Here is a 20,867-nt window from a genome sequence, read left to right as displayed (position 1 = left end):
AACTACTGGGTCAGCGATGGCCAGCACTACAAGCTGCAGATTCTGGTATACGCCGTTCAAGATGAGCGCGTGCACTTTCGCAGAAACCCTGAAATCTCCTGGCCATTAGAGGCGTTAATTCTGGAAAAAAACGGCGTCAAGCTCATCAACCCGTTGGTGAGTTACGCATTCAAAGTCACCTGTTCTGCGCCGCAACCCAAAGACCTGCAAGATATTGCGCAGCTGTCGCACTGGCTGGGCCAGCATAGCGAATAGGCATAGCGAATAGATTGTTCCCTGCTGTGACTGCAATGTATCGTCAACGGCCCGTGACCGGAGCTGGCTTGACCGAGTAAACTGGTCAACCTTTATGCAATCGGTGTGATCTTATGTTCTGGCGCGGCGCAAAAAAATGGCTTTTGGTCACTGGCGTGCTGGCGAGCTTGCTTATCATTTGGAGCTGCACCAGCTTGCCACGCAATCAAGCCCTCACCCAATCCGCGCACTACAGCGATGGCCAGTTTCGCAATACGGTGGCAGAAACCGAGCGCTCGGTGACTGAGGTCATTGGCATTTTCTGGCATGTACTAACCGCCGATGAAATCATGCCAGTGCCCGACCAGCCCATTCCGGTGCAACCGCTCAGTCGTGAATGGTTTGAACAGTTACCCAGCGATGAAGACGTGGTGGTGCGCCTCGGCCACTCCAGCATTTTAATGTCGCTGGGCGGCGACATCTGGTTGTTTGACCCCATGTTTTCACGCCGCGCCTCCCCCGTTCAATGGGCTGGGCCCGAGCGCTTTCACGCACCGCCGCTCAGCATTGACGAGCTGCCCAATATCAAAGGCGTGCTGATTTCGCACAATCATTACGACCATTTAGACCAGGCCACCATTGAGCAGCTAGTCGCCAAAACCGAGCATTTTTATGTGCCGCTGGGGCTAGGCCAGTATCTCAGTGACTGGGGCGCAAGCGCTGAGCAATACAGCGAATACGACTGGTGGCAGCAACGCCAAAGCGGCGATACCACTGTTATCGCCACGCCAACGCAACACTTTTCCGGCCGTGGCCTGCATGACCGCGACGAAACCTTGTGGGCGTCTTGGGTCTTGATTCACGCTGACAAGCGCTATTACTTCAGCGGTGACAGCGGCTACTTTGACGGCTTTAAAACCATTGGCGAGCGCTTCGGGCCATTTGATTTAACCATGCTAGAAAACGGCGCTTACAACGAGCGCTGGCGCTACGTGCATATGTTCCCGCAAGAAAGCGTGCAAGCGCACCTAGATTTGCGCGGCAAGCGCATGTTACCCATTCACAACAGCACCTTTGATTTGGCCATGCACCCTTGGTACGAGCCACTGGAACAAGTTAGCCAAGCCGCCTTTCAACATCAGGTCGATCTGATTACGCCGCGCATTGGCGAACCCGTGTACTTAAACCAGCCGCAACGCTTTGCCGCTTGGTGGCGGCCGATGATGCCGGATGGCAACGTGCCGGATACCGAGATACCAGGCAATAACATGCCAGCTGAGCAAGTGGCCGTCAGTGGCTTGTCGAACAGCGACGAAGACCGTATAAAGCCCGCTTTGTGACAACGATCAAGCAGTGATGAACAAAGCCAAACGCACCGAGATTTTTGCCCGCTTGCGGGCTGAAAACCCTGAGCCGAAAACCGAGCTGGAATACAGTTCACCGTTTGAGCTGCTGGTGGCGGTAGCGCTGTCGGCCCAAGCTACGGATGTCAGCGTCAATAAAGCCACGCGCAAATTATTTCCCGTGGCCAATACCCCCGAGACAATACTGGCACTGGGCGAAGACGGGCTAAAAGAATACATAAAAACCATCGGCTTATTTAATAGCAAAGCCAGCAACGTCATTAAAATGTGTCAGCTGTTGCTAGAGCGCCACCATGGCGAAGTGCCGCAAACGCGCGAAGAACTCGTCGCGCTGCCCGGAGTTGGGCGCAAAACCGCCAACGTGGTGCTTAATACGGCCTTTCGCCAACCCGCCATGGCCGTCGACACGCATATTTTTCGCGTGTCTAACCGCACCAAAATCGCACCGGGAAAAAACGTCGATGAAGTCGAGCAAAAACTCATGCGCCTAGTGCCAAAAGAGTTTTTGATGGACGCTCACCATTGGCTGATTCTGCACGGGCGCTACACCTGTGTGGCACGCAAGCCCAAATGCTCGGCCTGCTTGATCGAAGATTTATGTGAGTTTAAGGACAAAACCAGCGACTAACCCTGACCAAGCCAACGGCATTCAAAACAGCTCAATTTCGCCGTTCACTTGCTGTCGAGCGTTACACTCCATGGTGACCAGCTCGCGTAACTCCTGCAGTTGGCTGTCTGACAAAGCTCGAATGTTCAGCCCCATAAACTGACGCTGCTCCACCAAGTATTGTTGATAACAGTCTTTATGTGCCGGCCCCTGCCCTGGCACAGTCATGGGCTGACGTAGCAATACGGGTTGAGCGCAAAAACTGCAGTTCATTGAATACTCGCATCCCAAAAAGCGCGCAGATTACTCCCAGCTAGGAGCTGATACCATAGTCATTTATTAAAGGTTTTGTCATGTTTTTGTAACAAAGCCATAAACTCAGTTTTTGTTCGACCTGCCGATGATCTGCCGATACAGCAGCCTAGTGAATCGGCCTTCTTATATTTCCATTTATTCCCTTGGATGTACCCCGCCGAACCCACTGAGCATGCTCGACACCATCAAGCCTGTGAGCGTAAATCACTGCTAGTCTTATAACCATTGAGCGATCATCCGAGGAGTCCCGCATGGCAGGCTTGCTTAACCGCTATAGCATTCGCACCAAGCACACATTAATTTCCGTATTGGTGGCAGGAGGCCTGATACTCACCGGGCTGCTAGCAGCATCTGGGCTGCAGCAGTTGGCGCAGCTGGGTCAGCTGTTAGAGCAACAGCAAAGCATCGCCACCCAAATGATGGCGCTGCGACGCCATGAAAAAGACTTCCTGAGCCGTAAGGATTTGAGCTACGTCGAGCGCTTTGATCAGTCCGCCGAGCATGCTGATCAACAACTCAACATCCTACAGAAGAAACTCAAAGCTGAAGGCGTCACCTTGCCGGATGTGGCGCAATTACAACAACAACTAAAGCGCTACCGCCAAGCTTTTGATGCGTTGAGTGCAAAGCAGCAGACCATCGGCTTGCATTCAGAAGATGGACTGTACGGTAGCCTGCGCGAAGCGGTCCACGGAGTGGAAGAGCTGGCCAAAGCCGAAGGGCAATATGAGGTGCTTTACCATATGTTGATGCTGCGCCGTCATGAAAAGGACTTTATGCTGCGCCGCGATCAAAAGTACTTACAGCGCTTTGATAAGCAGATCGGCGAATTTAATCGGGCACTGATGCAAAGTTTCAGTACCCAAGAGGACGCCATTCGCACTGGCCTGCGCAATTACCAACAGCGCTTTCGCCAACTGGTGCAAGAAGAAGTCGCCATTGGCCTCACTCCCGACGATGGCTTGCGCGGGCAGATGCGCACAGAAGTACAAAAAACAGAGCAATTATTCGACAGCTTGAATGAGCACCTCAATACCATTGCCAGCGAGCAAGAAGACATTATTTATCAGCGTTTGCTGATCGCGGTAGCGGTGATTATCAGCTTGATAACCGGCCTTACCCTGCTGGTATCACGTGCCATTCATCGACCCATTACTTATCTTACTAATAAGGTACAAAGCATCGCCGCAGACCTCGACTTAACCCAGTTGGTGGGGCATCGCTCGGGCGATGAAATCGGTGTGCTATCGGACTCATTTGACGCCCTCATTCGGTCGCTGCGCGATACCGTGCAGCAGGTAAAAAGCAGTGCTGGCACGATGAACCAAGCGTCCGAGCACATGGCTGCCGTCACCGCATCCGTCGGCAGTGCCACTCAGCAGCAACAAGATGAAATCGGTCAGGCCGTTACCGCCATGAACGAAATGACCAGCACCATTCAAAACATCGCCAATAATGCCAACCAAGCCGCACGCGCCGTCACCGAAGTGCATGATGATATTTCTCAAGGCAAAGCCATCGCCGACACCACCCGAGATGAAATACAGCAGTTGAGCGAAGACATCGGCGCCGCCACGGCAGCCATTCATAAGCTCAGTGAAGACAGCGAGTCCATTGTCAGCATCTTGGCCGAGATCAGCGCCATCGCCGAGCAAACAAACCTGTTGGCCTTGAATGCCGCAATTGAGGCGGCGCGCGCAGGCGAACAAGGCCGTGGCTTTGCCGTGGTGGCCGATGAAGTTCGCAGCCTGGCTGGGCGCACGCAAGAATCCACTGAACGCATTCGCACCACGCTCACTGAGTTCCGCTCTGGTACCGAGCAAGTTGTCACCACCGTCGACACCTCACGTGAGCGCAGCCAAACCGTGATCGATAAAGCGCAGCAATCCAGCCAAATTCTCGACACCATTCACAGCAATATGAGCAGCATCAACGACCTCAATACTCAGGTGGCCACCGCCGCCGAGCAGCAAAGCTACGCCAGCGATGAGATCAACCGCAACGTGCATCGTGTCGATGAGTTAGCCAGCACCCTCACCGCGGAGGCGCAACAAGCTGCACAGGCCGGCAATGAGCTGTCCGCTCTGGCCCGTGAGCTGGGCCAGGCCGTGGATAAATTCAGGGTATAGTCAGGCTACCGGGTAGATCACTCGGTCCTGATAGCCAGTGATGACTTCGATGCTGCCGCTCCAAGCCTGATCAAGCTCTGGGTCGCTACTGTCGACGATTAATGGCCGCCCCTGCAAGCTGGTCAGCTTGGTTTTGGTGGCCATGACATCGAAGTTCGCTTTTCCGATGGCGCGAATGACAGCAGCACTGAACTGTTGATTACCGCGACCAAAAATATGGCCTTGGCCACCCATGGCACTGATAAGCGCCCGCCGCTTGGGGTAGCGCTGTAGCCAATATTGAACATCCTGCTCGGTTAAATCCTGTGCCAACAGCTGGCCATCGAGCACAGCATCCACGCCCAACAAGGTGCCCTCAAGGCCCAGCTCGGTCATAACAGCTTGGGTGGTTTTGCCCGAGCCGATCAAATACAGTACATCGTCTTCCATGTCACTGACGTAGCCAGCGGCCATATCCGCCAGCACCAGCTCCTGCGATTCTACTCCACCTTGCTTAACCGCTTGCACAAATTGACCCGTTTGCAGCACCCGCATGTCGCCAAAATGCTTGGCGCGAACCTGCTGCGCGCGATAGCCGTCTTCGTCTAGGTCGCGCACTTCCGCTTCGCGAATATCGACCAGCTGACCGGTTAAAAAACGCTGCAATATTTCTCCGCACGCGCGCGGTGTAATGCCAAAAACGCCGGAGTGAATTTTCACCCCAGCGGGAATACCCAGCACCGGCACCTGCTCGCCAACAGTACGACACACATCACGCGCGGTGCCGTCACCGCCAGCAAACACCAGTGCATCAACCGAGTGCTCTAATAACAGTGCTGCCAGCTGTTGAGTGTCTGCCGCCGTGGTCGGCTCGGCCGGTGTGAAGCCTTCCACCAACTGATACTGAAAGCCCATTGCCTGCAGTACATCAGCGCCCATTTCACCACGGGCGGTTAGCCACTGGCACTGACTTGTCAGTTCACGTAGCGGCTCTAATGCGAGCCGTGTTCGCAAGGCGGCTTTTTTTTCAGCGCCACGCGCCAACGCCTCAGCCACGGTGGCTTCACCATCGCTGCCTTTTAATGCCACTGCACCGCCGATACCGGCCAGCGGGTTAATAATCAGTCCAAGTTTTACCATTACAACCAGTCACTTAATTTGATGCCAAAACCGATGCGTTCCTGATACACGTTGTAGTCAATTAAGCTTTCACCATAACCGTTAAAATACTGTACAAAGCCTTTAATGCGCGGCGTTAAAGGAAAGCTATAACTGATTTCTACCGCACCGCGATTTTCTTTCCGCTGCAAATTATTACGCATCATGACGGTAAAAGAATGCTCGTCCATAACGCGTAAATAATGCAGCTCGCCGTGGCCTAAATAATCGTCGATATCTGGGTTATCGTTATCAGAAGGATCAAAAGGGTCGCCTTCTTTGCCTTCTGGCCAGCGCCACCAAGCCCGCCCGAACCAGATATTTTTGCCCGAAAGTTTGGCGCCTTCGAAAATAATACGATTCCAACTGCGCGACAATGAGCTGGTCTGACCGTTGGACTGGTGATTAAACGATACACCAACGTGCTCCAGCCATTGATCCTGCAACTGCCAACTAAACATCAACTCAGGTTCATGATTGGTTTCGCGAAAGGGCTTGGAGATATCTGAGTTATACGCCTGCCAAAATGAACGATTGGTATAGCCCACTTCAATGGTGCTGAATTTGCCCAGCAAGCCTTCTGCCAGCAAATATTTGATACTCAACTGGAATACCGCCTCAACGTGATCGAAGCCTTCTTCCTGCAAGCGTGCTTCGTCATTGCCAGCACGATCCAGCAAACGCTTAACTTCGCGGTCATTAGGGCGCGTCTGATAAGTAAAAGGCATCACATAATTAGGCCGGTGCGGCAGTAAAACATAAGGGTTATCTGCTGCTGCACGCTCCACTTGGATTTTTTTCATCAGCATGGGCAGCTGACGCACGGTATCTGGAAACTCTTGCTCATCAATGACTTCGACCACCTCCGGCCGAGTTTTGAAGGTTGCATCGTCTACCGCTGGGGGTGACGACGTATCGGCTTGCACAGTGCTGGCAAACAGCATACTTGCCAGCATTAGAACTGTGGCTTTCCAGCCTTGCAACATAAACAGCGCTCCACGGTAAATCTGATCCCGCCAAGCAGCTCAGTCAATGCCGCGGGCAGCGACGCATAGTCTACTGTCCAGGCTAGGTATGTCTACCTCAGTATTATGGCTGAGGCTCAAACCGTGCAGAGCCCCAAAACCGCGGCTAAACAGCCAGCCGATCGGCCTCTAAATAGGGAGTACGCCCAGCTTGGTATTCATTTTTGCAATGTGGGCACTGGCGTACATCCTTGCTAAAGATTTTATTGTGCAAGTGAATGGCCTTGTGCTCTGACTCCCAGCAGTAAGAACAGTAAGGCTGACCGTAAGGGCGGCCTTCTAGGGTTTTGTAATAGCCATCACCGCGACGACGCAAAATCTGCTTAAAACTGAGGGTATGCTCCAGCTTGCGTAGCTCTTCGTCTTTGCCATCGACGGCCTCTTTTAACAAGGTCAGCTGCAACTTAGCTTCGGAAATAGAGCCGGATAAATCCGCCAGCTGGCGGCGCATATCATCGCGCGATAGCACATAACCGGCTTCGCGAATGGCTTTGCCGACGTCCTGTGCGGTTTGCAAACTGCGTAACACAGCACCCACGCTTCCAATGTTGGCCATAGCTTCTCCCCTGACAATATTCTGACTTCTTCAATGTTGGATTCAACTCCATCGGAGAAAGCGCCGATTTAATGGCGCCCCACTCGGTAAAATCCTGCATAATCGGATGCCAGCAAAAACAAGGCCAGCTATGCCGGCTTTAACTGGGCAGACTCAGGCAGCGGCAGTCGCTGCGCCAACACTACGCTGACCAGCACCAACACCATGCCCAGCCATTGCGGCGCACTGAGCTGCTCATTCATTAACAGCAGCCCTGCCGCGACGGCGACCAGCGGATTAATCAGGCCTAAAAACGCCAACTTCTCGACCGCCACGGTTGCCATGGCTCGAAACCAAACAAAATACCCCACCCCCACACTCACTGGGCCTAGCCATAGCATGGCCGTCACCGAAGCGACATCCCACGCTGGCCAAGGGCGATTCGCCATCAATGCCAATAGCAGCAACAGACCGCCCGACACCACCAGTTGTGCCGCCGTCAGCGGCAAAGCGGCAATGCCACGGCCTTTGCTCGGTACCAACAAAATGCCCCAAGCCATGCTGTGAGCCGCCAGCAGTGCCGCCATCACCCCCAACCAATCTGGCTGTTGTGGCGCTTGCCACACCAACAGGGCCACACCAGAGGTGCCTAACAAAGCAGCGCCTAACCGCGCCATCCCGGGAAACTGGCCAGTCAACCAACGCAGCAGCAACACCTGCAAGGGCACGGTGGAGACCAAGGTCGCGGCCATACCACCCGGCAAGCGCTGAATCGCCGTAAACAACAGCAAGGTAAACAGCCCAAGGTTCAGCACACTTAACAGCAACACATCGGCCCAGCGTTGACGCCAGACCCAGCGCGGAACTAGGGGCAATAACACCATACCCGGCACTAGAATCCGCAGCGCCGCCAGCCACATGGGGTCGATATGAGAAAGCCACCGCTGGGTGACGGCGTAGGTTGTGCCCCACATCAGTGGTGCCAAAACAGCACTCCAGGCGGTGTGCATAGGAACTCCTTAAGCTTCTAGCAATTATCTTTGGATAAAGTATCTTTATATAAAGATAAATGATGGCAGCGAGACAGGCAATTATCTTTATGTGAAGATATTGATAGAAAAACTCAATCGCGCTCACTCGCCCTCACTCGCCACACCCGCGAGGGATTCTGGCGCGGCCAGACAAGCTACGGAGCAGGGAGAACAACGATATGACCGATCACGTAGACACTATTTTGGCGCAGTGGCGCCGCGAACGTCCGGATGTGGATGCCTCACCCGTCGGGCCACTGGGACGGATTTCGCGCCTGGCTCAATACTTAGGGCAAAATATTGCCGCCCATCATCGCAGCCTAGGGCTCAATAGCGGTGAGTTTGATGTGCTGGCGACCCTGCGCCGCAGCGGCGCGCCTTACCGGCTAACCCCAACGGCGCTGTTGCAATCAGCGCTGTTGTCATCGGGCGCCATGACCAATCGTTTAAATCGTCTGGAGCAGGCTGGGCATATTCGACGCATTCCCGACCCGCAAGACAGACGCAGTCTGCTGGTTGAATTGACCGAGCAAGGGCAAGAACTGATCGACCGAGCTTTTGAGGCGCATATAGAAAATGAGCGGCAACTGCTGCAACAGCTTCCCCCCCAGCAACTGCAACAATTGGATGATATTTTACGCCAGTGGCTCACGCGGCTAGAGAATGAGTAGCAGCAAGTGCACAACCATCAAGTAAAGCGGCTACTCAGTATTTGCCAATGCTGTGAGCCCGTAACTCCCAACGTAACCCCAAAATAAAGGCTCTATCAAAACGGAAACGAGATGCGACCATCAGATAATTTCAGGCTTTTACCCACCCAAGGCCAAGTCGCCTCAACATAATCGAGAACGTGCACCGAGTGGATCAGAAATTCCGAGGTAACTTCTATACTCTTTATCGTCAGCATAAAAATCGTTTGCTTCACAGCGGCCACCCAACTCGGCATGATGCGCGCCTTTCAAGACACGGTAACATTTGAGTAATGCGATGAATGAGTTTTCGTTTGAATACAAAGCCCTGGCCTCCGCCGCCTTTCTGCTGGTGGCACTGCTGCTGCGCTGGGCCAGTGTTAAGTTCCTATTAAAAATCCCGACCACGGAGTCAGGCAGCAACCGGCGCTGGATCAACCTGGCGCGCAACATCACCACCACCGCCATTGTGGTGGGGCTGATTATTATCTGGCTGTCTGAGCTGCGCTTTGCCGCACTCTCCATCGCTACCTTTATGGTGGCGCTGATCATTGCCACGCGTGAGTTTATTCAGTGCTTTTTAGGGGCTGTTTATCAGGCCAGTTCGCGCATCTTTAGCATTGGCGATTGGATCAAGGTGCAAGGCCAATACGGTGAAGTGGCCAGCAGCGACTGGCTGACCACCAAGTTGCTGGAGGTGGATATTGAATCCGGCAGCTATGCATACACAGGCCGCACTTTGATTATTCCTAACAACCAGTTTGTGACCGGTACCGTGCAAAACTTGAACTACATGCGCCGCTATGTGAACCACACCTTCTCGATCATTCGCGATGCCGATCACGTCAATTTGATTCCCATTAAGTCCTTCATTAAGGAAAGAGCGCGCGAGTATTGCCAGCCATTTGAAGACGTTGCCAGGCGCTACAACGCCATGCTGGAGAGTCGCATGGGAGTGGCGCTATCTGGGCCGGATGTCAGTGTCAGCGTCACCACCACCAACCTGGGCAAGAACCAATTTAATATCACGATTTTCTGCCCTACCCATGAAGCCGCGGGCATTGAAGAAAAGCTCACCGACGAAGTGCTGGACTATTGGTACAAAGAAATGGAGAAAAGAAAGGACAAAAGCAAAACCACAACGACCAGCGACAGCAACTTGGTCGATAACGAATCGAACCCAACACACTGAGGCGCCAACGTCTCAGTGTGCCTTGCGATACGCCAGTGGCGACACGGAAAAGTAGGCTTTAAAGCGTTGGCTGAAATGGCTTTGACTGGAAAACCCACACGCCAGTGCGACCTCAGCCAGCGACCATTCGGTTTGCCGCAACAGCTGTGCCGCCCGCTGTAAACGCTGCGCCATCACGTATTGGTGCGGCGGCGTGCCCATACTGACCTTAAACTGGCGGGCGAAGTGATATTCGCTCAATTGTATTTGCCCGGCCAGCTCGGCTAGGGTTAACGGCTGCTCTAGGTAGCTGTCGATGTAGTCGAGAATGCGGCGCAACGCATAAGGCGCCAGCCCGCCTTGGCTAGCCTCCCACTGCATCTGCCGATGGCCATGGCAATAGTGCTTCAACAAATGCACCATCAACATATCGCTGGCACTGGCAAGCGCCAGTTGATCGGCATTGTCGCGCCAATTCAGCGGCATGATCAGCTGCTGACACAATTGGCTGATCCAGCGGTCTTCGATAAAGGTCAGATCCTGCAGCGCCAGCGAGCCCATGTCTTTGTCTTGTATTTTCTCCGCCAGCGCTCTCAGCTGGGTATCGGAGAAATACAAGTGCAAAAACTGAATAGGGCCATTCACTTCCCAGTTAGAGTCATGCTCACTCGGCATCAGACATATGCGCCCTGGCCCACCACCGCTTTGGCTGCGCTGAGCGTACAAACGCCGTATGCCCTGCCCGCCAGTCAAATAGCAACTGAGGGTGTGGTGCCCGGGGCGTTGGTAGCGGGTTAACTCGCTTTCCTGACGCTGCCAAATAGCGGCCTTGGTGCCGTTCCCCAGGCTGACCTGCTGTTGCAGCTGGGCTTGAGTCTGCGCTAAGCAGTCAAACACCTGTATTTCAGAAGAAGTCGTAGCCACCCGCTCACCCTCATATACCAGCCAAACATGCTAATACCAGCGACTGATGGCAGCAATCTTTTTGCACAGCAAAGCCATTGCGCAAGAATCTGACAAAGCCGCACCTTTATGCAAGAAAAGCTGCGCCCAAACCGTCATCATACCCTGTGCCCACCACAGAAGGAGCCGTAACCTGTGAACGCCGGATTGTATGTGATGACTGTCATCATTTGGGGAACCACCTGGATCGCCATCAAGCTGCAGCTGGGCGAGGTGGCGGTTCAGGCCTCGATTTTGTATCGCTTCAGCCTGGCCGCCGTGGTGCTGTTTGCCGTACTGCTGCTGTTGCGCCGACTGCAACCGATGACCGCCCGTGATCACGGCTTTTGCCTGCTGCAGGGCGCCTGCCTGTTTAGCCTTAACTTTTTCTGTATTTATAACGCCACCAGCTACATCAGCAGCGGTTTGATGTCGGTGATTTTTTCCATGGCCACAGTGATGAACGTCGTTAATAGCCGCTTATGGTTTGGCCTTAACCCCAGCATCAAAACACTGGCCGGCGCCACCATCGGCCTGACCGGCATCGCCACCCTGTTCTGGCCGGAGGTGACCGGCGACGGTTTTGATCAACACGCCTTACTTGGCATCGGCTTGGGCGCCATGGGCACCTATTTGTTTTCCAGTGGCAACATGATTTCTGTGCGCCACCAACGCCGTGGCTTAAGGCCACCGACGACCAACGCTTGGAGCATGTTTTATGGCGTTGGCTTAATGGCACTGATCATTGCCGTGCAAGGTGTGCCGTTAACCGTTAGCAGCGAGCCGGCGTACATCGGCGCACTGCTGTACCTCGCCATTCCCGGCACCGTCATCGGCTTTACCGCATATTTAATGCTGGTTGGGCGCATTGGTGCAGACCGCGCTGCCTACGCCACGGTAATGTTCCCCGCCGTTGCCCTGACCGTATCGACCCTGTACGAAGGCTATCAATGGACGCCTTTGGCCGCGCTGGGTTTTGCTCTGGTGGTGATGGGCAATGTCATTATTTTTGCCCGCTGGCCAACATGGCGAACCGCCGCAAGCCGTTAGTTTTGATAATTAGCTGGGGTCAGAGCTTAAGCTCTGACCCCGTATCCGCTGTTTCCGCTAAATCCCATGACCTCCTGAGGTTATCACTTACGCTGGGCGGGCAACTGAAAACGTCCATCGAGGCAGTTTCTGCTGGGCGAAAAGTGAGCGGGGGCGCCCTCGACAAGCGCAGCTTACTTGCAGTAAGTGAGCATTTTTTTGAATTTTTCAACGCAGCAGAAACAACGCAGATAGCTTTCAGCCTGCTTTGCGCTGCGCAGGCCGTGATTCCTGAGTTGCCAATGCTGTGGTCGCCGCAATGCTCCAAGGCTGTGGTGCCTTGAATGGTTACGGTAGTTTTTTACCGATTCGTATTTAGTTCCGCCACACCCTATGCCCTCCTTGAGGGATCTTATCCCTCATGCCGGGCAGGCGAACTCCCTGCTTTGCGCTGCGCAGGCCGTTCTTCCTTCGTTAACAATGCTGTAGTCGCCGCAACGCCAACAGCCTGCATCCCGGCAGGATGTTGGCTGGTGCTGCCATCCGGGCAGCCCCTGCGTGCACAGCCATTGCCAACTCAGGCGGCCTGCTAAGGCACGGAGAACCTAAACGCCAGACCGTGAGCTTAGCTATTTAGAATGGTTAACTTGAAGGAGGGTCTGGCTTGTACTCTTCAATCAACCGACGCGTTAGGGGTGGGCTGAATTGACTCGTTAGATAACTGTTTTTTTGCGCTAAGTAATATTGGCAAAATGTGTTTTCTACTTAAATAGTGGTGTGTTGCCGACCCATATTTGCTGCCGTAACTATTCAATAGCAGAACAATTTCAAGATCCCTTTCTGGAATAAACTGGATCAGAGCCGTATAACCATAGTCTGTACTTCCGCCCATCTGGATGACAGACTCACCACTTATTTTTCGTACAGCAAGGCTTCCTAACATCCACCGCTCATTTCCTTCACTTAAAGCTAAATTTGGAGAATCAGAAGGAAAAATGGATCCAGACCTGAGCGCCGCGAACCAAGTAGCTAGATCATCAATTGATGACACCATACCTCCAGCACCAATGAGTGCCCAGGTTAGCTCTCTTTCAAAGGTTGTACCGCCCTGCTCTTCTCCGCCGTATCCACGAGCGACACTTTGCAAAGGTATATTAGGGTCTTGATAAAAACCAGTTCTATTTAAGTTCAACGGCTCTAGAAAATTACGGCGTATATACTCTTGAAATGGTTGATCACTTACTTTCTCAACAATCGCGGCCAAAAGAGTATAAGCCGCATTAGAATAAGCAACCTTCTCTCCTGGCTTTGCAATCATGGGCATACTCAGTATTCTGGCCTCCGCTTGCACCTTACTCATAAATTCAAAATCAGAATCGTTATGAAAGTTATCCAGGCCACTAGAATGCGTTAAAATCTGGCTAATTGTAATAGCCTTTACCTCATCAGGCGCATTGGGGTAGTAAAGACCAATTGAATCAGAGAGGCCTAGTTTTTTCTCCTGAGAAAGTTTAATCACAGCTGCTGCAGTAAATGTTTTTGCAATGGAACCTATGTCTGAAACTGTATTTCTACCATTTTTAATCGAAGACTTTATATTTCTATAACCATAGGCACTTTTATATATTACACTATCGCTTTGAGTGACCAAAACCAAGCCATCAAAAGTACCTGCATTGTGCTCTTTTTCTAGCTCATCGCTTAATTCAAATAAAACCTGGCTCTCTGCATGCTCCATAAGAGGCTGTACATTACGGCTCTCAGGTTTGCTAGTGCAACCTATGAGCGTAAATACTAGTAGAAAAAAGCTTAATTTATACACAGATATTCCTTAGTTAATTCGTAGCCCAATAGTGCTAGCACCTATTTTCCAGCTAGAGCCATTGAAGACCTGCCTTCCAAGCCATTGGTTTGTGATTGAAGGCTTCTTTTCCGTCAAACTTCCTCTTGGAAAAACGCACCAACCTGATATCCATGCCTCACAGTTCTTGCGTTTAAAAGCTCACTCACTGATTTATCAGTCATTTAAGCTACCACCCTGTAGGGATACAGGCAAGCCAACTGAAAGCTAGGACTAGCAGAACATCCACTCAAAGTCTCTTTTTAACATCCCCCCCCCCGATGTCCTCCTTGAGGGATCTTATCCCTCACGCCGGGCGGGCGAGCGTCTGAAAGACGTACATCGAAGCAGCTTCTTCCAGGCGAAAAGTGATCGGGGGGCGCCCTCGACAAGCGCAGCTTACTTGCAGTAAGTGAGCATTTTTTTGAACTTTTCAACGCAGCAGAAACCACGCAGATAGCTTTCAGCCTGCTTTGCACTGTGCAGACCCTATTTCCCTCGTTGCCAAGGCTGTGGTGCCTTGAATGGTTACGGTAGCTTTTTACCGATTCGTATTTAGTTCCGCCACACCCTATGCCCTCCTTGAGGGATCTTATCCCTCACGCCGGGCGGGCGAGCTCCCTGCTTTGCGCTGCACAGGCCGTGATTCCTGAATTGCCAATGCTGTGGTCGCCGCAACGCCAACAGCCTGCATCCCGGCAGGATGTTGGCTGGTGCTGCCGTCCGGGCAGCCCCTGCGGGCACAGCCATTGCCAACTCAGGCGGCCTGCTAAGGCGCGGAAAACCTAGGCGCGAGAGCGAGTTTAAAAATTAGAGCGACGGTCACGACAGTGCTACACCTAAACAGCCGACACATTCTGTCGCCTAACAGCCTTGCCAGTAGAGTTGCCCAATGATAGCTTAACATCAATAATATCAACAAATTGGAATCTAAATGCCCGAGCTGCGAGGCCAGTAGCTGAAGGGGTAGATAGTAGGCAAGCACGTTTTTCCAGGAGGGAGTATGAAAAAAATCCAGATATCCAGTTGTAAATCAATAGGTTGACAGAGATAGCTCGAATGGCTCTAGCTGGAAAAACAGGCACGCACACTATTAAACTGTTATCTATAAAGGGGAATATCTTGGCAGAGGATAGGAAATACCCAACACCGGAACAGTTTTTTATCGATTTCCCTTTGTATGAAAAAGTCGAATACGAAGATCCGGATCTTGATAAAGGATGGGAGGTCAAATATTACGATGGGACCTTTGATTCTTATTGCCCGGGCTGTAATGCGCACAGCATTTTCAGGCGTTATTGGCCCAATGGAAGGCATATCAGCTACGGAAACGAAAAATGGGTGAACGTAGGAATTTTCTTTGTCCACGTAGCATGCACTCGAGATACTAGTCACAAGCTCACTTTCATCTTTCTTGCGAATGGAACGACACTCCAGAAAATCGGCCAAACGCCTTCCGTTGCAACTCTCAACGTCTACGATATAAAAAAGTATTCGAAAACCCTCAGTGGAAATTATTATGGGGAGTTCACTAAAGCAATCGGGCTTGCGGCGCACGGAGTCGGGATTGGTTCTTTTGTTTATTTAAGAAGAATCTTCGAATCTCTAATCGAAGAGGCACATTCGCAAGCTCAACAACTTGAGTCTTGGGACGAAGGCGCGTTTCAGAGCGCCAAAATGAACGAAAGAATAAAGATGCTTGAAGAGCTCCTTCCAAAGTTTTTGGTCGAAAACCGAACCATGTATGCAATATTGAGCAAGGGAATACACGAGCTGGGCGAATCAGAATGCCTAGATGCCTTCCCTATAGTGAAAGTTGGGATTGAGCTTGTTCTTGACGAGAAGCTCGAAGCAAAACGGAAACAGCAAAAGTTAGACGATGCCAAAAAGGCCATTTCAGCATTAGGAAGTAAGGTCGGTAGATAACAAATGCAGGCACGGCGACACCCACTACATTGCGCCTGCGGCTCCATTCCGCGGGCGCGCATGCTGCAAGCGTTAGGTTCCTGAGATGAATCCGCTATTCGAATCAATCGATGCCCAAGAAAAGGGTATGAACGCTTGGATCGGAACTCTGTTGACGGTTACATTAGCAATGATCGCGTTTTTAGTAGCGCTACCACCTGGCTCTCAGCGCGCAAAATTGGTGCTGGATGCTTACACTGCTGGCTGGTCATTCACCATACTTAGTGTTGTCCTCTGCGTTATTGCATTGTTCAGGCCGGTTGCCCTAGCTCAGCTGAAGCAGTACACAGCTGAGAATATACACCACCTATTACGTGTGAAGGATGAGCCGGGCTATAAGGTGCCTTGGACTTTCCGCGGGCACCGACTTGGCCTACAAATGAGAATTATCCATCGCTGCCAAAGGGGCGCAATCTACGCATTTGTGCTGGCGCTTCTTTCTACCGTTGCTTACGGGTATCTTCGTGCTAACGGAACCTAACAAGGCCATCAAGCATCGCCGTCCGCAGTGCGGACGGCTGGACCTCAAAAACCTGGCGGTTTTTTCGGCCGCTTATGGCAGGCGTTACATTCTTAAAACATAAAGGAGCAGTGTTTGAGATTTATATTTGTAGATGCAGAGAATATTGGCCTCAAGGAAGTAGAAGCTATAAGCGCATCTATCTCCGACAAAGTTCTTGTTTTCTCAAAAAATGATGCAGTAAAGGAAGTCTGCGAGAGGAAGTTATTTCTTTATATCTCAAGCTATCCCAAAGGTTCTAATCAGGCAGATTTTTACATTATTGGTAATTTGGTAGGAATGATTGCATCTCTCACAGAGCAGCAGCGAGATATTTGTCAGTTTGTACTCTATTCTCAAGATAGTTCACTGGTTACAGCTTTTACATTTCAGTGCAAACTCCACAAAATAAAGCATCGAATCGCACTGGAACCTAAATCACAGGCCCAAACACACCCAAAAACACAAGTTATTGAATCCGAAAAATCTTTACAAAGCCTTGAGCAAAGGATATTTGAGCATTTCAAGACCGAGCAAACTACAGAGTCTGTTCGCAAAAAGATCAAACAGTCCAAACCAGTCTTTACAAGGGCGCTGAATAATTTAATCAAGGAAAATAAAATTCAGCGAGTATCTAAACGCAAGAAAACATGGATTCATGCAAATCGTACATAATAAATAAGCAAACGAGCCCCACCTGCTCTCTCTGCTCTAAGCGTGGTGTTGCGCCTAGGTCTTCCGCGCCTTAGCAGGCCGCCTGAGTTGGCAATGGCTGTGCCCGCAGGGGCTGCCCGGACGGCAGCACCAGCCAACATCCTGCCGGGATGCAGGCTGTTGGCGTTGCGGCGACCACAGCATTGGCAATTCAGGAATTACGGCCTGCGCAGCGCAAAGCAGGGAGCTCGCCTGCCCGGCGTGAGGGATAAGATCCCTCAAGGAGGGCATAGGGCTTGGCGGAAAAAGCAAATACGGGGTCAGAGCTTAAGCTCTGACCCCAGCTAACAACAAGCTGGGCATCTAAACACAAACGAGCCCCCCTGCTCTAAGCGCGGTCTTGCGTCTAGGTTTTCCACGCCTTAGCAGGCCGCCTGAGTGGGCAATGGCTGTGCCCGCAGGGGCTGCCCGGACGGCAGCACCAGCCAACATCCTGCCGGGATGCAGGCTGTTGGCGTTGCGGCGATCACAACATTGGCAACTCAGGAATTACGGCCTGCGCAGCGCAAAGCAGGCTGAAAGCTATCTACGTTGTTTCTGCTGCGTTGAAAAATTCAAAAAAATGCTCACTTACTGCAAGTAAGCTGCGCTTTTTTTATTACTTTTCGCCTGGCAGAAACTGCCTCGATGAACGCTTTCAGTCGTTCGCCCGCCCGGCGTGAGGGATAACCTCAAGGAGGGCATAGGGCTTGGCGGAAAAAGCAAATACGGGGTCAGAGCTTAAGCTCTGACCCCAGCTAACAACAAGCTGGGCATCTAAACACAAACGAGCCCCCCCTGCTCTAAGCGCGGTCTTGCGTCTAGGTTTTCCGCGGCAACAAGCCAAACACCCAGCCCAGCCGCACAGTCACACTAAAAACACCTCCCCCTCAAACCGCCCACTGGCGATCCACTCCGGCACTGCGCCCTGCCAGCGGCTGGTATTCAACACATACGCCCGCATGTTCAATTTACTGTACAACTATATGAGTGAAGACTATACTTGTTCCATTAAATGTACATGTGGAGGTTCTTATGAAAATCGTATCATTTACTGAAGCTAGAAATGGTCTTAAAGCTGTTTTGGACGGTGTAGTCAATGACGCTGATACAACGGTTATTACACGCCGTGATTCTGAAGATGCTGTGGTTATGTCTTTAGACTACTACAACAGTCTTATGGAGACCGTTCACTTACTACGCTCTCCTCAAAATGCTGAACACCTACACCGTTCGATAACACAGTACCGCGCTGGTAAAACAACAGCACGAGAGTTAATTGATGAGTAGTAGTCAACGTTTACTGTCGTGGACTGATGACGCTTGGGATGACTACCTGTATTGGCAAACTCAAGACAATAAAACACTTAAGCGCATCAACAAACTCATCAATGATGTTAAGTGCTCTCCATTTGAGGGCATCGGTAAACCAGAGCCGTTAAAAGAGAGCTTATCTGGTTTTTGGTCTCGTCGTATTGATGACACTAATAGGCTTGTTTACGCAGTCGATGATCAAGCGATAACGATAATCTCATGTCGTTACCACTACTAAAACAGGTTCAATGATCTGGAACACAAACGAGACACCCATCCCTGCCCCCATTCCTGCTCTACCCACCCCTGCTCTAAGCGCGGTCTTGCGTCTAAGTTTTCCGCGCCTTAGCAGGTCGCATGAGTCGTTAATGGCTGCGCTCACTCGCCCGCCCGGCGTGAGGGATAACCTCAATGAGGGCATAGACCGCTACGCACTAAAACAACGATCAGCTCCCCGCTTGCGACTGCTCGCGATAGCGCCCCGGTGCTGTGCCTGTCCAACGCTTAAATGCACGCTGAAACGCGGCCGCCGAGCCAAAGCCCAGCAAATAGGCAATTTCGCCCAGCGTCAAACTGGTATCACGCACATAGCTTTCTGCTAACTTGCAGCGTGTCTCATTAAGCACTTGTTGAAAATTAACGTCTTCGACGCTGAGTCGTCGCCGAACCGTCCAAGGCGCCATATTCAAACGCTGGGCCACCGATTCTAACGTTGGTGTTTGACCATTCAGCAAGGGGCCAATGGCTCGCTCTACCTGTTCGCGAAAACTCAAACCCAAGCGCACACGCTGTAATTCACGGTCAGCCAATTGCTTTAACCCTTGAAACGTCGAAGCACAGCGATGCAACGAGGGTAAATCCAATGCCCAATCATGCAACACCACAGCATTGCGCTCTGCTCCAAACACAGCATCGCAAGGAAAAAATTCACGATAAAGTTCGCCATAGCTAGGCCGCTCAAATTCAACTTCAACTCGGGCGATTACGTCATCGCGTCCGGTTAACCAGCGCAACATGCTGACCCAACCTGCTAAAACAGAATCGACCACAAACAGGTTGTAACTGTTGTAGGGGCTAATCGAATAAAAATGGGCAATGCCTTGGCCTTGTTCCAGCAAAAACTGCGAGCGTCCACGCGAGTTAAAGCTGGCCAATAATTCGTATTCGGTTAAACAGCGGCACGCCGTTCGCACATCCGCCGCACTGAGCGCCAACAGGCCCGCCAACCCCAAATGCGATGCACAGGTCAGCTTGCCCATGACCAAGCCAAGCTGCGGCGCCTGACTGGCTTCGATCAAAGCATGACCTAAGCGCATAAAGCGCGGAATACTAATGCGCGCATCCGGCGATGCTAGGCGCACCGCGTCGAGTTGGTATTGTTGCAAAAGTGGCTGCGGATCGGTGCCCAGCTGCTCAGCAGCACGCACCATTAACTCAACGTAAGCAACCGAAATATCACCGAGTTTCATGCGTCAAAATGCTTATCGTCGTCATCCGCTTTCTGCTCTTGAGCGGAAGACGCATCCTGCACGGCTTCAACACCTTTAAGATCACATAAAAATTGATAGGCCAGTGACAGCATCACCAATGAAATCAAGCTGGTGATATACACACCAAAGCTGGCTAAATAGGCCAGCAGACCAACCTCAGCCTGCAGCGCTAGCAAAATAAAAAACGGCGACCCCATTAACATGGGAATTAAAAACACCACTATAACCAAGCGCGAGCCATTGCCACGGCTTAATTGCCAAGCGTCCTTTAACGGGCTGTGCTGGCCCAATGCCAATGCTGGCAAGGTAATGGCCAAGCGCGATAATACATACAGCGCCAGCATTACAGTCACAACCGCCACTGGTACCAAGCCTTGCTCACCCAGTATTGACAAGCCAATTACCATCACCAAGACGGCAGACACCGCAACCAATAAACCGATTACGATCGAGCGCAATAAATAGCGCCATTCATCGCGGCGAAAGCCATGTAACGCATTGGCTTCCCATTGTTCTTTCGGCAATAAAGTAAAGCGGTGACAGGCCGTTGCCATAAGAATACTCAATAGCAGCGATGCAATCACAAATAGCATCTGTGCTGGTTGAAATAACACCTCGCCATTTTCCTCTACCGGCGGGTAAAGATACTGTGACAGCCAATCCACCGCCGCCAACACCACAATAATGGGCAAAAACATGCGCAGCACTTGCTGCCGCTTTTGCCATAACAGGTCGAAGGCTTCAGAGGTCAGATCAACAACGGGAAGGTCGGGCTTTAAGCCCAGAGGGGATGTCATACACAGCTCCTATTTGGCACGCCTGCGCCATGCCATTTCATTTGCTGATATTGTCGACGAA

At 51.8% G+C, this 20,867-nt stretch carries 22 protein-coding genes; 13 read left to right on the top strand and 9 right to left on the bottom strand.

Annotated elements, in window-relative coordinates; translation table 11 throughout:
* Positions 1-69: 69 nt before the first annotated feature.
* The 3 genes from IE090_RS00440 to nth all read left to right on the top strand — a co-directional run bounded on the left by IE090_RS00440 (position 70) and on the right by nth (position 2,226).
* The gene (locus tag IE090_RS00440) at positions 70-255 is read left to right on the top strand and encodes a hypothetical protein (protein WP_189386377.1); all 186 of its coding nucleotides are present in this window, start codon (positions 70-72) and stop codon (positions 253-255) included.
* 113 nt (positions 256-368) lie between these two features.
* On the top strand, positions 369-1,574 hold the full coding sequence (locus IE090_RS00435; RefSeq protein ID WP_229815283.1) for an MBL fold metallo-hydrolase: 1,206 nt from the start codon (positions 369-371) through the stop codon (positions 1,572-1,574).
* Between the two features lie 16 nt (positions 1,575-1,590).
* A complete protein-coding gene (gene nth / locus IE090_RS00430) occupies positions 1,591-2,226 on the top strand; it encodes an endonuclease III (protein ID WP_189386376.1) in 636 nt (211 codons plus the stop codon).
* 21 nt (positions 2,227-2,247) lie between these two features.
* On the opposite strand, the gene IE090_RS00425 is transcribed toward nth, so the two are convergent.
* Positions 2,248-2,478 (bottom strand): DUF2175 domain-containing protein, encoded by a 231-nt coding sequence (locus tag IE090_RS00425; RefSeq protein WP_189386375.1) that lies wholly within the window; start codon positions 2,476-2,478, stop codon positions 2,248-2,250.
* A gap of 293 nt (positions 2,479-2,771) precedes the next feature.
* Between IE090_RS00425 and IE090_RS00420 the strand changes: the two genes are divergently transcribed.
* A complete protein-coding gene (locus IE090_RS00420; RefSeq protein ID WP_189386374.1) occupies positions 2,772-4,649 on the top strand; it encodes a methyl-accepting chemotaxis protein in 1,878 nt (625 codons plus the stop codon).
* Here the strand turns inward: IE090_RS00420 and IE090_RS00415 are convergent, their stop codons facing one another.
* The 4 genes from IE090_RS00415 to IE090_RS00400 all read right to left on the bottom strand — a co-directional run bounded on the left by IE090_RS00415 (position 4,650) and on the right by IE090_RS00400 (position 8,356).
* Entirely contained in the window at positions 4,650-5,768 is a 1,119-nt protein-coding gene (locus IE090_RS00415; protein ID WP_189386373.1) for an ATP-NAD kinase family protein, read from the bottom strand.
* Positions 5,768-6,772, bottom strand: a complete 1,005-nt coding sequence (locus tag IE090_RS00410; protein WP_189386372.1) for a phospholipase A — start codon at positions 6,770-6,772, stop codon at positions 5,768-5,770. The genes IE090_RS00415 and IE090_RS00410 overlap by 1 nt, the downstream gene beginning before the upstream one ends.
* A gap of 145 nt (positions 6,773-6,917) precedes the next feature.
* Positions 6,918-7,367, bottom strand: coding sequence for a hypothetical protein (locus IE090_RS00405; RefSeq protein ID WP_189386371.1), 450 nt, complete (start codon positions 7,365-7,367; stop codon positions 6,918-6,920).
* 128 nt (positions 7,368-7,495) lie between these two features.
* On the bottom strand, positions 7,496-8,356 hold the full coding sequence (locus IE090_RS00400) for a DMT family transporter (RefSeq protein ID WP_189386370.1): 861 nt from the start codon (positions 8,354-8,356) through the stop codon (positions 7,496-7,498).
* A 200-nt stretch (positions 8,357-8,556) separates the two neighbouring features.
* Here IE090_RS00400 and IE090_RS00395 point away from each other — a divergent pair, with 200 nt between their 5' ends.
* Positions 8,557-9,048, top strand: coding sequence for a MarR family transcriptional regulator (locus IE090_RS00395; protein ID WP_189386369.1), 492 nt, complete (start codon positions 8,557-8,559; stop codon positions 9,046-9,048).
* A gap of 316 nt (positions 9,049-9,364) precedes the next feature.
* Positions 9,365-10,258, top strand: coding sequence for a mechanosensitive ion channel family protein (locus IE090_RS00390; RefSeq protein WP_189386368.1), 894 nt, complete (start codon positions 9,365-9,367; stop codon positions 10,256-10,258).
* Positions 10,259-10,270: 12 nt separating this feature from the next.
* On the opposite strand, the gene IE090_RS00385 is transcribed toward IE090_RS00390, so the two are convergent.
* A complete protein-coding gene (locus IE090_RS00385; RefSeq protein WP_189386367.1) occupies positions 10,271-11,161 on the bottom strand; it encodes a helix-turn-helix domain-containing protein in 891 nt (296 codons plus the stop codon).
* A gap of 195 nt (positions 11,162-11,356) precedes the next feature.
* Between IE090_RS00385 and IE090_RS00380 the strand changes: the two genes are divergently transcribed.
* Both IE090_RS00380 and IE090_RS00375 read left to right on the top strand, forming a co-directional pair.
* Positions 11,357-12,229 carry a DMT family transporter gene (locus IE090_RS00380; RefSeq protein ID WP_229815281.1) on the top strand — a complete coding sequence of 291 codons (873 nt, stop codon included), beginning with the start codon at positions 11,357-11,359 and terminating at the stop codon, positions 12,227-12,229.
* Positions 12,205-12,552: a hypothetical protein gene (locus IE090_RS00375; RefSeq protein WP_189386365.1), complete on the top strand. Its 348-nt coding sequence runs from the start codon at positions 12,205-12,207 to the stop codon at positions 12,550-12,552. Before IE090_RS00380 ends, IE090_RS00375 begins: the two co-directional genes overlap by 25 nt.
* Before the next feature lie 329 nt (positions 12,553-12,881).
* Here IE090_RS00375 and IE090_RS00370 read toward each other — a convergent pair whose 3' ends face one another.
* Entirely contained in the window at positions 12,882-14,030 is a 1,149-nt protein-coding gene (locus IE090_RS00370; protein ID WP_229815278.1) for a serine hydrolase domain-containing protein, read from the bottom strand.
* A 1,077-nt stretch (positions 14,031-15,107) separates the two neighbouring features.
* Between IE090_RS00370 and IE090_RS00365 the strand changes: the two genes are divergently transcribed.
* The 5 genes from IE090_RS00365 to IE090_RS00345 all read left to right on the top strand — a co-directional run bounded on the left by IE090_RS00365 (position 15,108) and on the right by IE090_RS00345 (position 18,757).
* Positions 15,108-15,974, top strand: a complete 867-nt coding sequence (locus tag IE090_RS00365) for a hypothetical protein (RefSeq protein WP_229815276.1) — start codon at positions 15,108-15,110, stop codon at positions 15,972-15,974.
* A 127-nt stretch (positions 15,975-16,101) separates the two neighbouring features.
* Entirely contained in the window at positions 16,102-16,494 is a 393-nt protein-coding gene (locus IE090_RS00360; protein WP_189386364.1) for a hypothetical protein, read from the top strand.
* Between the two features lie 114 nt (positions 16,495-16,608).
* Positions 16,609-17,187: a hypothetical protein gene (locus tag IE090_RS00355; RefSeq protein WP_189386363.1), complete on the top strand. Its 579-nt coding sequence runs from the start codon at positions 16,609-16,611 to the stop codon at positions 17,185-17,187.
* 1,053 nt (positions 17,188-18,240) lie between these two features.
* Positions 18,241-18,495 (top strand): type II toxin-antitoxin system Phd/YefM family antitoxin, encoded by a 255-nt coding sequence (locus IE090_RS00350; protein WP_189386362.1) that lies wholly within the window; start codon positions 18,241-18,243, stop codon positions 18,493-18,495.
* The gene (locus IE090_RS00345; protein WP_189386361.1) at positions 18,488-18,757 is read left to right on the top strand and encodes a Txe/YoeB family addiction module toxin; all 270 of its coding nucleotides are present in this window, start codon (positions 18,488-18,490) and stop codon (positions 18,755-18,757) included. The genes IE090_RS00350 and IE090_RS00345 overlap by 8 nt, the downstream gene beginning before the upstream one ends.
* A gap of 208 nt (positions 18,758-18,965) precedes the next feature.
* Here IE090_RS00345 and IE090_RS00340 read toward each other — a convergent pair whose 3' ends face one another.
* Complete coding sequence (locus IE090_RS00340; protein WP_189386360.1) at positions 18,966-19,988, bottom strand: AraC family transcriptional regulator; 1,023 nt, start codon at positions 19,986-19,988, stop codon at positions 18,966-18,968.
* On the bottom strand, positions 19,985-20,806 hold the full coding sequence (locus IE090_RS00335) for a hypothetical protein (protein WP_189386359.1): 822 nt from the start codon (positions 20,804-20,806) through the stop codon (positions 19,985-19,987). The genes IE090_RS00340 and IE090_RS00335 overlap by 4 nt, the downstream gene beginning before the upstream one ends.
* Positions 20,807-20,867 lie beyond the last annotated feature (61 nt).

The sequence above is a fragment of the Bacterioplanes sanyensis genome (assembly GCF_014652515.1).
In the GTDB taxonomy this organism is placed as follows: domain Bacteria; phylum Pseudomonadota; class Gammaproteobacteria; order Pseudomonadales; family Oceanobacteraceae; genus Bacterioplanes; species Bacterioplanes sanyensis.
This window is presented reverse-complemented; position numbering and strand designations above follow the sequence as displayed.

Excerpts from the sequence above, each read along its gene's own strand:
- IE090_RS00435 (WP_229815283.1), top strand. The coding sequence starts at position 369 with ATGTTCTGGCGCGGCGCAAAAAAATGGCTTTTGGTCACTGGCGTGCTG.
- nth (WP_189386376.1), top strand. The coding sequence starts at position 1,591 with ATGAACAAAGCCAAACGCACCGAGATTTTTGCCCGCTTGCGGGCTGAA.
- IE090_RS00425 (WP_189386375.1), bottom strand. The coding sequence starts at position 2,478 with ATGAACTGCAGTTTTTGCGCTCAACCCGTATTGCTACGTCAGCCCATG.
- IE090_RS00420 (WP_189386374.1), top strand. The coding sequence starts at position 2,772 with ATGGCAGGCTTGCTTAACCGCTATAGCATTCGCACCAAGCACACATTA.
- IE090_RS00415 (WP_189386373.1), bottom strand. The coding sequence starts at position 5,768 with ATGGTAAAACTTGGACTGATTATTAACCCGCTGGCCGGTATCGGCGGT.
- IE090_RS00410 (WP_189386372.1), bottom strand. The coding sequence starts at position 6,772 with ATGTTGCAAGGCTGGAAAGCCACAGTTCTAATGCTGGCAAGTATGCTG.
- IE090_RS00405 (WP_189386371.1), bottom strand. The coding sequence starts at position 7,367 with ATGGCCAACATTGGAAGCGTGGGTGCTGTGTTACGCAGTTTGCAAACC.
- IE090_RS00400 (WP_189386370.1), bottom strand. The coding sequence starts at position 8,356 with ATGCACACCGCCTGGAGTGCTGTTTTGGCACCACTGATGTGGGGCACA.
- IE090_RS00395 (WP_189386369.1), top strand. The coding sequence starts at position 8,557 with ATGACCGATCACGTAGACACTATTTTGGCGCAGTGGCGCCGCGAACGT.
- IE090_RS00390 (WP_189386368.1), top strand. The coding sequence starts at position 9,365 with ATGAATGAGTTTTCGTTTGAATACAAAGCCCTGGCCTCCGCCGCCTTT.
- IE090_RS00380 (WP_229815281.1), top strand. The coding sequence starts at position 11,357 with ATGACTGTCATCATTTGGGGAACCACCTGGATCGCCATCAAGCTGCAG.
- IE090_RS00375 (WP_189386365.1), top strand. The coding sequence starts at position 12,205 with ATGGCGAACCGCCGCAAGCCGTTAGTTTTGATAATTAGCTGGGGTCAG.
- IE090_RS00365 (WP_229815276.1), top strand. The coding sequence starts at position 15,108 with ATGGCTCTAGCTGGAAAAACAGGCACGCACACTATTAAACTGTTATCT.
- IE090_RS00360 (WP_189386364.1), top strand. The coding sequence starts at position 16,102 with ATGAACGCTTGGATCGGAACTCTGTTGACGGTTACATTAGCAATGATC.
- IE090_RS00350 (WP_189386362.1), top strand. The coding sequence starts at position 18,241 with ATGAAAATCGTATCATTTACTGAAGCTAGAAATGGTCTTAAAGCTGTT.
- IE090_RS00345 (WP_189386361.1), top strand. The coding sequence starts at position 18,488 with ATGAGTAGTAGTCAACGTTTACTGTCGTGGACTGATGACGCTTGGGAT.
- IE090_RS00340 (WP_189386360.1), bottom strand. The coding sequence starts at position 19,988 with ATGAAACTCGGTGATATTTCGGTTGCTTACGTTGAGTTAATGGTGCGT.
- IE090_RS00335 (WP_189386359.1), bottom strand. The coding sequence starts at position 20,806 with ATGACATCCCCTCTGGGCTTAAAGCCCGACCTTCCCGTTGTTGATCTG.